Raw genomic sequence first — 12,268 nt, forward strand, 5'->3', positions numbered from 1 at the left:
CGGTTGTCTATTCGCGCCCTACCTTAAGGGACAGGCGCGTTCAGGTCGAGATTAAAAATTCGGGTCGGGGTCAGGCGCGTTCCAATGGTAAGGAATGGCACCTGACCGTCAACGGTATTGGAGGAAGACGTTGTCTCGCCCGAACTGGTCACGCAGGGCTTGAATCAAGGCATCCGCCGGATCGATCCGCCAGGTCTCGCCGAACTGCAACAAGGCCTTCGCATCGGGACTGGTGTACTCCATGGTGATCGGGCACGCGCCGCGGTGGCGCTTGAACAGCTCACCCAGCCAGCGTAGCTGATCGCCTTTCAAATCCTTGGTGTGCAATTTCAGGCGCAGGCTTTCGGCCAGGTTGGTGCGCGCGTCTTCCATGCTCATCACCCGCTTGACCCGCAACCGCAGGCCACCAGAGAAGTCGTCGTTGCTGACTTCGCCCTCGACCACCACCATCGCGTCGGTCTGCAACAGCGACTGCGCAGAATGGAAGGCGTCGGCGAACAGCGAGGCTTCGATCCGCCCGGAGCGGTCGTCGAGGGTGATGAAACCCATCTTGTCGCCCTTTTTGTTCTTCATCACGCGCAGGGCGATGATCATGCCCGCGACTGTCTGCGTATCGCGAGCCGGCTTCAGGTCGATGATGCGCTGACGGGCGAAACGACGAATTTCGCCTTCGTATTCGTCGATCGGGTGACCGGTCAGGTACAGGCCGAGGGTATCTTTCTCCCCTTTCAGGCGCTCCTTGAGGGTCAGTTCCTTGGCCTTGCGGTGGTTGACGTAGACATCCGCGTCTTCCTCAACGAACAGGCCGCCAAACAGGTCGGCGTGGCCACTGTCGTGGGTGCGAGCGGTTTGTTCGGCAGCCTTGATCGCCCCTTCCATCGCGTTCAACAAGACCGCGCGGTTCTGGTCGATGCTGGCTTGATAGGCTTTTGGTTCGTCATGGAAATACGGGCCCAGACGATCCAGCGCGCCGCTGCGGATCAAACCGTCCAGGGTGCGCTTGTTGATCCGTTTGAGATCGACACGGGCGCAGAAATCGAACAGATCCTTGAACGGTCCGTCCTGACGCGCCTCGGTGATCGCTTCCACCGGTCCTTCGCCCACACCCTTGATTGCGCCGAGGCCATAAATAATGCGGCCTTCGTCATTTACCGTGAACTTGAACTCCGAAGTATTCACATCCGGCGCGTCGAGACGCAGCTTCATGGTGCGAATTTCTTCGATCAAGGTCACGACCTTGTCGGTGTTGTGCATATCCGCCGACAGCACCGCAGCCATGAACGGCGCCGGGTAGTGGGCTTTCAGCCAGGCGGTCTGGTACGACACCAGGCCATACGCGGCGGAGTGGGATTTGTTGAAGCCGTAACCGGCGAATTTTTCTACCAGGTCAAAGATGTTACCCGCCAGGTCGGCGTCGATATTGTTGGTGGCGCAACCCTCAATGAAACCGCCGCGTTGCTTGGCCATTTCTTCGGGTTTTTTCTTACCCATGGCTCGACGCAGCATGTCTGCACCGCCAAGGGTGTAACCGGCCATGACCTGGGCAATCTGCATCACCTGTTCCTGATACAGGATGATGCCGTAAGTCGGCGCCAGGACGGGCTTGAGGCCTTCGTACTGGTAATCCGAGTGCGGGTACGCGAGTTCCGCGCGACCGTGCTTACGGTTGATGAAGTCGTCCACCATGCCCGATTGCAACGGGCCCGGACGGAACAGGGCCACCAGTGCGATCAAGTCTTCCAGGCAGTCGGGCTTGAGCTTTTTGATCAGCTCTTTCATGCCACGCGACTCGAGTTGGAACACCGCGGTGGTTTCGGCTTTTTGCAGCAGCGTGTAGGTCGGTTTGTCGTCCAGCGGGATAAAGGCGATATCCAGCGGCGGCTCGTTGACCTTGGCGCGATCACGGTTGATGGTTTTCAGCGCCCAGTCGATGACCGTCAGGGTCCGCAGCCCCAGGAAGTCGAACTTCACCAGACCGGCCGCCTCGACGTCGTCCTTGTCGAACTGGGTTACCAGGCCATCGCCCGCTTCGTCGCAATAAATCGGCGAGAAGTCGGTCAGCTTGGTCGGCGCGATTACCACACCACCGGCGTGCTTGCCGACGTTACGCACAACGCCTTCAAGCTTGCGCGCCATCTCCCAGATTTCCGCAGCCTCTTCATCGACCTTGATGAAGTCGCGCAGGATTTCTTCCTGCTCGTAGGCCTTTTCCAGGGTCATGCCGACTTCGAACGGAATCATCTTCGACAGACGATCCGCCAAACCGTAGGACTTGCCCTGCACCCGCGCCACGTCACGGACCACCGCTTTCGCCGCCATGGAACCGAAGGTGATGATCTGGCTAACCGCGTTACGGCCGTATTTCTCGGCCACGTAATCGATCACCCGGTCACGGCCGTCCATGCAGAAGTCGACGTCGAAGTCGGGCATGGATACCCGTTCCGGGTTAAGGAAACGTTCGAACAGCAGGTCATATTCCAGCGGATCGAGGTCGGTGATCTTCTGCACATAGGCCACCAGCGAACCGGCACCCGACCCACGCCCCGGACCTACCGGCACACCGTTGCTCTTGGCCCACTGGATAAAGTCCATCACGATCAGGAAGTAACCGGGGAAGCCCATCTGGATGATGATATCCAGCTCGAAATTCAGCCGGTCGACATAGACCTGACGCTTGGCTTCGTAGTCTTCGGTGGTGTCCTTGGGCAGCAGGACGGTGAGACGCTCTTCCAGACCGTCGAAGGAAACCTTGCGGAAGTACTCGTCGATGGTCATGCCATCGGGAATCGGGAAGTTGGGCAGGAAGTGCTTGCCCAGTTTCACGTCGATGTTGCAGCGCTTGGCGATCTCGACCGTGTTTTCCAGCGCCTCGGGCAAGTCGCTGAACAGCTCGGCCATTTCCTCGGCGCTTTTGAGGTATTGCTGATCGCTGTAATTCTTCGAACGCCGCGGATCGTCGAGGGCGCGGCCTTCACCGATGCAAACGCGGGTTTCGTGGGCGGCGAAGTCTTCCTGCTTGATGAAGCGCACGTCGTTGGTCGCGACCAGCGGCGCACCGATTTTTTCAGCCAGGGCCACAGCACCGTGCAACTGTTCTTCGTCGTTGGGGCGGTTGGTGCGCTGGATTTCCAGGTAGAAGCGATCCGGGAACACGGCCATCCATTCACGTGCCAGGTTTTCCGCTTCGGCCGGGTTGCCACTGAGCATCGCCAGGCCGATCTCGCCTTCTTTCGCAGCCGACAGCATGATCAAGCCTTCGCTGGCTTCAGCCACCCACTCGCGCTCGATGATGACAGAACCATTGCGCTGACCATCGATGAAGCCACGGGAGATCAGTTCGGTGAGGTTGCGATAACCCACGGCGTTCATCGCCAGCAGGCTGATCCGGCTCAGAGCGTTATCCGGATCCTTGTTCGACAGCCACAGGTCGGCGCCACAGATCGGCTTGATCCCGGCGCCCATGGCGGCTTTATAGAATTTGACCAGGGAACACATGTTGTTCTGGTCGGTGACCGCTACGGCAGGCATGTTCATGCCGACCAGGGTCTTGACCAGCGGCTTGATCCGCACCAGACCGTCGACCAGGGAATATTCAGTGTGCAGGCGTAGATGAACGAATGAAGCCGGCATAGTGATCCTGTCTAGAAACTAGAAACGTGAAGACAACAAGGCCCGGATTGTACCGGGCCTTGAGTAAAACATCAGCCTGCGGCTAACGCTCGATCAGGTTTTCCCGCGCTTCATACGCCAAGCGTACCGGGGCGAACGAGCGGCGATGGATTGGGGTCGGCCCCAAGCGGGCCAGCGCTTCCAGATGAACGGGTGTCGGGTAGCCTTTATGGCCTCCGATCCCGTAACCCGGATAAATCAGTTCGAATGCCGCCATTTCCCGATCACGGCTGACCTTGGCCAGAATCGATGCCGCGGCAATGGCCGGTACCTTGCCATCGCCCTGGATCACCGCTTCCGCACGCATCGAGAGCTTCGGGCAACGGTTGCCGTCGATCATCGCCAGTTTCGGCTGAATGTGCAGCCCTTCGACGGCACGCTGCATGGCCAGCATGGTGGCGTGAAGAATGTTCAGTTCGTCGATTTCTTCTACTTCAGCGCGAGCGACATACCAACTCAGGGCCTTTTCGCAGATTTCGTCGTAAAGCGCATCACGGCGAGCTTCGGTAAGCTTCTTCGAGTCGTTGAGGCCCAGGATGGGGCGGCTCGGATCGAGGATCACTGCCGCCGTCACCACGGCGCCACACAGGGGGCCGCGACCGACTTCATCGACACCCGCCACCAGATCTTCAAGCTCATCGACCAGCATAAAATCCAGGCCCAGCTGCTTGCTTGCTTTGCTCATTATGCTCTGCCAATCAGGTTCAGTACCGCGTCCGCTGCCTGATTGGAGGCGTCCAAGCGCAGGGTTCGGTGGATTTCGTCAAAGCCCCGGGTCTGCTCCTGGCCACCTTCGATCAGTGGCGACAGGGTTTGGGCCAAGGCTTCGACCGTCGCATCATCCTGCAACAACTCCGGCACCAGCAGGCGCTGGGCCAGCAGATTCGGCAAGGAGACGTAGGGACTCTTCACCATCCGTTTGAGAATCCAGAACGTCAGCGGTGCCAAGCGATAGGCGACCACCATCGGTCGCTTGTATAGCAATGCTTCCAGCGTCGCCGTCCCCGAAGCGATCAACACCGCGTCGCAAGCCGCCAGGGCCAGATGGGATTTGCCGTCGAGCAAGGTCAGCGGCAGATCGCGACCGGCCAGCAGCTCTTCAAGCTGGGCTCGGCGCTGCGGGCTCGCGCATGGCATGACGAACCGTACGCCCGGGCGCATGGCCCGCAAGCGCTGGGCGGTGTCGAGGAACAGCGCACCAAGGCGCCCGACCTCACCGCCACGGCTGCCCGGCATCAGGGCGACCAGCGGCCCATCCGGCAAGCCAAGTTCGGCCCGCGCTGCGGCGCGATCAGCCTCAAGCGGAATCGCGTCGGCCAGGGAATGCCCGACAAACCGCACCGGCACACCCTTCTCTTCATAAAATTTGGCTTCGAACGGGAACAGCGTCAGCATCAGGTCGCAACCTTCGCGAATCTTCAGCACCCGCTTCTGCCGCCAGGCCCAGACAGACGGGCTGACGTAATGTACGGTCTTGATCCCGGCCTGACGCAGCTTGAGTTCGATATTGAGGTTGAAGTCCGGGGCATCGATACCGATGAACACGTCCGGCTTCTCGGCGATCAGGTCCGCGACCAGTTTTTTGCGACGTGCCAATAGCTCACGCAAACGGCCCAGCACTTCCACCAAGCCCATGACAGAAAGGCGTTCCATCGGGAAATACGACGTCAGGCCTTCAGCCTGCATCAGCGGACCACCGACACCGATGAACTCGACTGCCGGATGCCGAGCCTTGAGCGCGCGCATGAGGCCCGCACCCAGAATGTCACCGGAAGCCTCTCCCGCCACCAGCGCAATACGCAGATTGGCCATGCTTAACGGGTGATGCCGCGGGTCGAAGACTGGATGGAGTCACGGAACACCGCGACTTCCGGGAACTGAAGCGAGGGCTCGGTCAGCTCGGCAAGCGCCTGTTCGACCGTCAGGCCCTGGCGGTAAACCACCTTGTAGGCACGACGCAAGGCGTGAATCGCGTCCTCGCTGAAACCGCGACGGCGCAGGCCTTCGAAGTTCATGCTGCGGGCTTCGGCCGGGTTGCCGAAAACCGTGACGTAGGCTGGAACGTCCTTGCCAATGGCAGTACCCATACCGGAAAAGCTGTGGGCGCCAATGTGGCAATACTGGTGAACCAGGGTAAAACCGGACAGGATCGCCCAGTCCTCGACATGCACATGGCCCGCCAACGCGGTGTTGTTGACCAGAATGCAGTGGTTGCCGATAACGCTGTCGTGACCGATGTGGGCATAGGCCATGATCAGGTTGTGATCGCCCAGGGTCGTTTCCGAACGGTCCTGAATGGTCCCGCGGTGAATCGTCACGCCTTCGCGAATGACGTTATGGTCACCGATGACCAGACGGGTTTCTTCGCCCTTGTATTTCAGATCGGGCGTGTCCTCGCCTACCGAAGAAAACTGGTAGATGCGGTTGTGCTTACCGATTCGGGTCGGGCCCTTGAGAATCACATGCGGCCCGATCACTGTCCCCTCGCCGATTTCCACACCTGCGCCGATGATCGACCAAGGGCCGACTTCGACGTCGTCGGCCAGAATGGCCGTCGGATCGATGATTGCGCGAGGGTCAATCAAACTCATAGTTTGCGTTCCGCGCAGATGATTTCAGCGGAGCAGACTGGCTTGCCATCGACCGAAGCCTGGCACTCGAACTTCCAGATCTGACGCTTGCAGCTCAGGAACTTGGCTTCCAGGATCAGCTGATCGCCTGGCAGCACAGGCTGGCGGAAGCGCAGCTTGTCGGAGCCGACGAAGTAATAAAGCGTGCCGTCGGCAGGCTTCACGTCGAGCATTTTGAAACCAAGGATCCCGGCAGCCTGAGCCATCGCTTCGATGATCAATACGCCCGGCATGATTGGATGCGCAGGGAAGTGACCATTGAAGAACGGTTCGTTGATGCTGACATTCTTGTAGGCGCGAATGCGCTTGCCTTCCACATCCAGATCCACGACCCGGTCCACCAGCAGGAACGGGTAACGGTGAGGCAGGTATTCGCGAATCTCGTTGATGTCCATCATTTCGGGGGGAAGCCTATGTAAAGATTGGGAGCGCGCGACTGACGCGCACTCCTCTAGCAAATCAAGGAGGCAGTCTAGCGGCTGTGCACACTTGATATGGAAATGGTATCAGCCATCTGATGAAGCATTACCGTCAGGGGTCACGTCCCCTACACGCTTTTCCAGCTGTCGCAGTCGTCGCGCGATGTCATCGAGCTGACGGATACGTGCCGCGCTTTTGCGCCATTCGGCTGCCGGTTGCATCGCCGTACCGGAAGAATAGGAACCCGGCTCGGTAATCGAGTGGGTCACCATGGTCATCCCGGTCAGGAAAACGTTGTCGCAAATTTCGATATGCCCCACCAGCCCTACGCCACCGGCAAGCATGCAATGCTTGCCGATTTTGGTGCTGCCGGAGATCCCCACACACGCGGCCATGGCGGTGTGGTCACCGACCTGGACGTTGTGAGCGATCTGAATCTGGTTGTCGAGCTTCACACCATTGCCGATAACGGTATCGGCCAGTGCGCCGCGATCGATAGCGGTATTTACGCCTATTTCCACGTCATCGCCGATCGAAACACCGCCGACTTGGGCGATTTTCTGCCAGACACCTTTCTCGTTGGCAAAACCGAAGCCTTCACCGCCGAGCACGGCACCGGATTGAATCACCACCCGTTTGCCGATGCGCACGTCGTGATACAGCGTGACGCGCGGGGCTAACCAGCCGCCCTCGCCGATTTCGCAGCGCGCACCGATGAAGCAATGAGCCCCAACGGTCACACCTGCGCCAATACGCGCCGCACTTTCGATCACCGCAAAAGCACCGATGCTCGCCGCCGGGTCGACCACTGCATCCGCGGCCACCACCGCTGTCGGATGAATTCCGGCAGGCGCCTTGGGCTTGGGATCGAACAGGTGGGAAACGCGCGCGTAGGCCAGGTACGGATCCGGCACCACCAATGCATCACCGGCAAAACCTTCAGCGTCAGCGGCCTTCAGCAATACAGCTGCGGCCTGACTGCCAGCCAGGTATTTACGGTATTGAGGATTTGCCAGAAAGCTCAACTGAGCTGGGCCAGCCTCTTGCAAAGTGGCTAGCCCAGTAATTTCTTTCTTCGGGTCGCCACGCAAGGTGGCGCCGAGGAACTCGGCCAACTGGCCGAGCTTTATAGTCGCTGTCATGGGTTACTTCAGCTGATTCATGCGCTCGATAACCTGGCGAGTGATGTCGTACTGAGGCTTGACATCAATCACTGCGCCACGCTCGAAGACCAGGTCAAAAGCACCTTTCTTGATGACTTCTTCCACAGCGCTGTCCAGTTTCGGCTTGAGCTGTTTCAGCATTTCACGGTCGGCAACGGCCTTGGCTTCGTTCAGTTCCTTGGACTGGAACTGGAAATCACGAGCCTTTTGCTTGAACTCAAGCTCCAGACGCTCACGTTCACCTTGTTGCATTTTGTCGCCGCCAGCCATCAGACGGTCCTGGATACCCTTGGCGCTGCTTTCCAGGCTTTTGAGCTTGGTCAGTTGCGGGCCGAATTTTTTCTCGGCATCCACGGCGTATTTTTTCGCCGCGTCGGATTCCAGCAGTGCCATCTGATAGTTCAGAACTGCGATTTTCATGTCGGCAAAAGCCGGACCTGCTACCAGTACGGTCGCCAGGAGAACCAATTGAGTCAACTTACGCACGATGCACTCCTACAAAATCCATTGTCGTTATCTTGGGTCAGACGCTTAGAACGTCTGGCCGAGGGAGAATTGGAACACTTGAGTCTCAGCGTCATCCGGTTTCTTGACCGGCATGGCCAACGCGAAGCTCAGAGGACCCAGTGCGGTAACCCAGGTCACGCCTACACCGACGGAACTGGCCATGTTGCTCAGGCTAATGTCGTTACACGCTGTTTGAGCAGTTGAACCGACATTTGCGTTCGTCGTCTTGTCGCACTTGGAGTCGAAAACGTTACCCACGTCCCAGAAAACGGAAGTGCGCAGGGAACGCTGATCCTTGACGAATGGCAGCGGGAACAGAACCTCGACACCACCCTGAATCAAAACGTTACCACCGAACGGCAGCGGGTCCTGGTCCGGGTCAGCGAGCGTACCAGTGTTACCTGTCACAGCCGCACCGCGACTTGGGGTACTGCGAGGACCGAGGGTACTGTCCTTGAAACCACGAACCGAGTTGAAACCACCAGCATAGTAGTTTTCATAGAACGGCAAGCCATCGGTCGAACCGTAGCCATCGCCATAACCCAGCTCGGTGTGAAGGCGCATGGTGTAGTTTTCAGACAATGGCTGGAACAACTGGCCACGGTAATCAAGCTTGAAGAACGACAGGTCGCTACCCGGCGTGGTGGTTTCCAGGGTCAGGCTTTGGGAATGACCACGGGTCGCCAATACGCCTTTGTTCAAAGTGGACTCGGACCAGCCGGCCGAAGCCTTGAAGTTCAGGTAGCTGTCGCCCTCGCGGTTAACGAAGTCGAAAATCTCGTCAACGGTGTACTGGCCGGTCTTGATCTTGTCCTGCTGTGCAGTCAGACCGAAGGTCAGGCGCGAAGTCTCGCTGATCGGGTAGCCGACGCTCACGCCAGCACCCAGGCTGTCTACGGCATAGCTGGCTACGTCGACGTCGAGGTCTTTGTAGTCAGTGGTGCGGTAGAAAGCGTTGTAACCCAGGCTCACACCGTCAGCAGTCCAGTAGGGGTCGACATAACCGAAGTTATAGCGGCTCTGGTATTCACTGCGGGTCAAACCGATGCTGACCTTGTTACCGGTACCCAGGAAGTTGTTCTGGGTGATCGAACCACCCAGGATCAGACCGGCACTCTGGGCGAAACCGACGCTGGCGGTAATCGAGCCGGACGCCTGCTCTTCAACGCTGTAGTTCACGTCAACCTGGTCGTCTACGCCCGGCACGGCCGGTGTCTCGACGTTGACTTCCTTGAAGAAGCCCAGACGTTCCAGGCGGGTCTTGGATTGATCGATCAGGTAAGTCGAAGCCCAACCGCCTTCCATCTGACGCATTTCACGGCGCAGCACTTCGTCTTCGGACTTGGTGTTGCCACGGAAGTTGATGCGGTTCACGTAAGCACGCTTGCCCGGATCGACAGCGAACGTGATGTCGACCGTGTGGTCGTCATCGTGAGGCTGAGGCACGCCGTTGACGTTGGCGAAGGTGTAACCCTCGTTACCCAGGCGACGGGTGATCAGTTCGGACGTGGTGGTCATCAGCTTGCGCGAGAACACCTGGCCTTTCTGAACCAGCAGCAGGGACTTGACCTGGTCTTCAGGCACTTTCAGGTCGCCGCTGAGCTTGACGTCACGAACGGTGTACTTCTCGCCTTCGTTGACGTTGACAGTGATATAGACGTGTTTCTTGTCCGGAGTGATCGACACCTGGGTCGAAGCGATATCCATATTGATATAGCCGCGATCCAGATAGTAGGAACGCAGACGCTCCAGGTCACCGGAGAGTTTTTCACGAGCGTACTTGTCATCGTTCTTGAAGAACGACAGCCAGTTGCTGGTTTTGAGTTCGAACAGGTCGATCAGGTCTTCATCAGGGAAAACCGTGTTACCCACCACGTTGATGTGCTGGATAGCTGCAACGGTGCCTTCGTTGATGTTGACCTTCAGACCCACGCGGTTGCGCGGCTGCGGCACCACTTCGGTATCGACGGTGGCCGAGTAACGGCCCTGAGCGACGTACTGACGCTGCAGCTCGTTACGCACACCTTCGAGGGTGGCGCGCTGGAAGATCTCGCCTTCGGCCAGACCGGATTGCTTGAGGCCCTTCATCAGGTCTTCAGTCGAGATCGCCTTGTTGCCTTCGATCTCGATACTGGCGACCGACGGACGCTCGACTACAGTGATGACGAGGACGTTGCCATCGCGACCCAGCTGGATATCCTGAAAGAACCCGGTTTTGAACAACGCACGAGTGGATTCCACCAGGCGACGATCATCCGCCTGTTCGCCGACGTTCAACGGCAAGGCACCAAAGACGCTACCCGCGGAGACCCGCTGGAGGCCATTGACGCGAATATCAGAGATAGTGAAGGACTCGGCGTGAACTTCGGCGATCATCAATACGGTGAGAACCGCAGTTAGCAGCAGACGTTTCATGAAGTCCTTTCTTATTCCAACTGGCAATAAAAACTGCCGCAAAATGCGGCAGATTCGCAATTCAGCGAAGCGTTACAGTCGACCCAGATCATTGACCAGAGCAAGTAACATCACCCCGACCACCAAACTGATACCGATCTGTATCCCCCAACCTTGCACCCGATCCGACAAGGGACGACCACGCGCCCACTCGATCAGATAAAACAACAAATGTCCCCCATCCAGTACAGGAATGGGCAACAAATTCAGAACCCCCAGGCTAATACTCAGATAAGCAAGGAAATTCAGGAAATCAGCGACACCCGACTGGGCAGAAGCGCCCGCCACTTTAGCAATGGTTATCGGTCCACTCAAGTTTTTTACCGAGAGCTCGCCGAACAACATTTTCTTGAGCGAGTCGAGGGTCAGTACGCTCATGGTCCAGGTGCGTCGGGCACCCTCGCCAATCGCAGCCACCGGACCGTAACTGACTTCGCGAATCATCTCTGGCGGCCAATCGACCGCTTTTACCCCGGCGCCCAGATAACCACTGGGTGACTTGCTCTCGCCGCGAGCGGCCAACGTCACAGGGACGTCGATTTGAGCACCATCGCGCTCGACGCGCAGCATGATTTTGGTATCTGGATGCATACGGACGATGTCGACTACTTGCTGCCAGTCGTCCAGCGCCTTGCCATCAAGGGCCAACAAGCGGTCACCCGTCTTCAGGCCCGCAGCCTTCGCCGGCCCTTTCGGATCAAATTCGGCCAGGACTGGAGGCAACGCCGGACGCCAAGGACGAATACCCAGCGAGCGAATCGGATCGGGCTCCTCGGCACCCTTGAGCCACTTGTCCAGCACCAGTTCACGGGGTGAGTCCACCGTGGAGCCCTGTTCGCGGACCAGCAATTGAAGGGAACCGCTCTCACCCAGGCGACGGATCAGTTGCAGGTTCACCGCGGCCCAGCCGGAGGTTGGCTCGCCATCGATGGCCATGATTTCCTGGCCCGGGCTCAAACCTGCCTTGGAGGCAATGCTGCCGGACTCGACCGCACCGATAACTGGCCGCACCTGCTCGCTGCCCAGCATTGCCAGTGCCCAGAAAAACACCATTGCCAATAGAAAGTTGGCGATCGGGCCGGCCGCGACGATGGCGATGCGCTGACGGACAGATTTGCGATTGAAGGATTGATCGACCTGATCGGCCGGGACCTCGCCTTCGCGCTCGTCGAGCATCTTTACGTAGCCACCCAATGGAATGGCGGCGATCACGAATTCAGTGCCTTTGCTGTCGTGCCAGCGCAGCAGCGGCATGCCGAAGCCCACGGAGAAACGCAGCACTTTGACCCCACAGCGACGCGCGACCCAGAAATGGCCGAACTCGTGGAAGGTGACCAGCACACCCAGCGCTACCAGGGTGCCGACAATCATATAGAGCGCGCTCATGTACTTTCTCCGCAATCCTATCAGTGCTGCATGGGGCAA

General features: G+C 58.5%; 9 protein-coding genes. All 9 read right to left on the reverse strand.

Translation table 11 applies throughout. The features are described from left to right. Positions 1-108 precede the first annotated feature (108 nt). A complete protein-coding gene (gene dnaE / locus AB7M22_RS20880) occupies positions 109-3,630 on the reverse strand; it encodes a DNA polymerase III subunit alpha (RefSeq protein ID WP_008010222.1) in 3,522 nt (1,173 codons plus the stop codon). An 82-nt stretch (positions 3,631-3,712) separates the two neighbouring features. Next, the gene (gene rnhB, locus AB7M22_RS20885) at positions 3,713-4,354 is read right to left on the reverse strand and encodes a ribonuclease HII (RefSeq protein ID WP_007907164.1); all 642 of its coding nucleotides are present in this window, start codon (positions 4,352-4,354) and stop codon (positions 3,713-3,715) included. Then, on the reverse strand, positions 4,354-5,481 hold the full coding sequence (gene lpxB, locus AB7M22_RS20890; protein ID WP_007907162.1) for a lipid-A-disaccharide synthase: 1,128 nt from the start codon (positions 5,479-5,481) through the stop codon (positions 4,354-4,356). The genes rnhB and lpxB overlap by 1 nt, the downstream gene beginning before the upstream one ends. 2 nt (positions 5,482-5,483) lie before the next feature. Continuing rightward, positions 5,484-6,260, reverse strand: coding sequence for an acyl-ACP--UDP-N-acetylglucosamine O-acyltransferase (gene lpxA, locus AB7M22_RS20895; protein WP_454187660.1), 777 nt, complete (start codon positions 6,258-6,260; stop codon positions 5,484-5,486). After that, entirely contained in the window at positions 6,257-6,697 is a 441-nt protein-coding gene (gene fabZ, locus AB7M22_RS20900; protein WP_007907157.1) for a 3-hydroxyacyl-ACP dehydratase FabZ, read from the reverse strand. Before fabZ ends, lpxA begins: the two co-directional genes overlap by 4 nt. 108 nt (positions 6,698-6,805) lie before the next feature. After that, a complete protein-coding gene (gene lpxD / locus AB7M22_RS20905; RefSeq protein WP_007907156.1) occupies positions 6,806-7,861 on the reverse strand; it encodes a UDP-3-O-(3-hydroxymyristoyl)glucosamine N-acyltransferase in 1,056 nt (351 codons plus the stop codon). A 3-nt stretch (positions 7,862-7,864) separates the two neighbouring features. Then, positions 7,865-8,368, reverse strand: coding sequence for an OmpH family outer membrane protein (locus tag AB7M22_RS20910; RefSeq protein WP_007907155.1), 504 nt, complete (start codon positions 8,366-8,368; stop codon positions 7,865-7,867). Between the two features lie 45 nt (positions 8,369-8,413). After that, a complete protein-coding gene (bamA, locus tag AB7M22_RS20915) occupies positions 8,414-10,804 on the reverse strand; it encodes an outer membrane protein assembly factor BamA (protein WP_454187661.1) in 2,391 nt (796 codons plus the stop codon). A gap of 72 nt (positions 10,805-10,876) precedes the next feature. After that, positions 10,877-12,229, reverse strand: a complete 1,353-nt coding sequence (gene rseP, locus AB7M22_RS20920) for a sigma E protease regulator RseP (RefSeq protein ID WP_454187662.1) — start codon at positions 12,227-12,229, stop codon at positions 10,877-10,879. Positions 12,230-12,268: the final 39 nt, after the last annotated feature.

The sequence above is a fragment of the Pseudomonas sp. ADAK2 TE3594 genome, assembly GCF_053628675.1.

Bases quoted from the DNA above. Each gene is read 5' to 3' on its own strand.
- dnaE (WP_008010222.1), bottom strand. From the start codon at position 3,630: ATGCCGGCTTCATTCGTTCATCTACGCCTGCACACTGAATATTCCCTG.
- rnhB (WP_007907164.1), bottom strand. From the start codon at position 4,354: ATGAGCAAAGCAAGCAAGCAGCTGGGCCTGGATTTTATGCTGGTCGAT.
- lpxB (WP_007907162.1), bottom strand. From the start codon at position 5,481: ATGGCCAATCTGCGTATTGCGCTGGTGGCGGGAGAGGCTTCCGGTGAC.
- lpxA (WP_454187660.1), bottom strand. From the start codon at position 6,260: ATGAGTTTGATTGACCCTCGCGCAATCATCGATCCGACGGCCATTCTG.
- fabZ (WP_007907157.1), bottom strand. From the start codon at position 6,697: ATGATGGACATCAACGAGATTCGCGAATACCTGCCTCACCGTTACCCG.
- lpxD (WP_007907156.1), bottom strand. From the start codon at position 7,861: ATGACAGCGACTATAAAGCTCGGCCAGTTGGCCGAGTTCCTCGGCGCC.
- bamA (WP_454187661.1), bottom strand. From the start codon at position 10,804: ATGAAACGTCTGCTGCTAACTGCGGTTCTCACCGTATTGATGATCGCC.
- rseP (WP_454187662.1), bottom strand. From the start codon at position 12,229: ATGAGCGCGCTCTATATGATTGTCGGCACCCTGGTAGCGCTGGGTGTG.